Source organism: Bartonella sp. AA86SXKL (genome assembly GCF_042196885.1).
Window position 1 is genome coordinate 1 of record NZ_JBHIRE010000137.1, and the last position, 254, is coordinate 254.

1 pseudogene is annotated in these 254 nt (G+C 49.2%); it reads left to right on the forward strand.

Annotation, left to right across the window (positions count from 1 at the left end):
• Window positions 1-49: 49 nt before the first annotated feature.
• Window positions 50-254 (forward strand): annotated as a pseudogene (locus tag ACFIO5_RS10525) (PBSX family phage terminase large subunit); the annotation flags it as partial.

Consider the following 254-nt stretch of genomic DNA (forward strand, 5'->3'; position numbering starts at 1 on the left):
GGCGGGGCGATTAAGATGATAGGGCGCGTGGAAATCGCGCCTTTGGGTCATGACAACACGACAGATTAAGATTGTACCAAAGCTTATAGCGATTTTTACAGGTAAGGCGGCGGTGCGTGCTGCTTGGGGAGGACGAGGATCTGGAAAGACAAGATCCTTTGCTTTGATGGCGGCTTTAAAAGGCTATCAATTTGGCATGGGAGGAATATCAGGCACTATCCTTTGCGCACGTCAGTTTCAAAATTCTCTCGCAG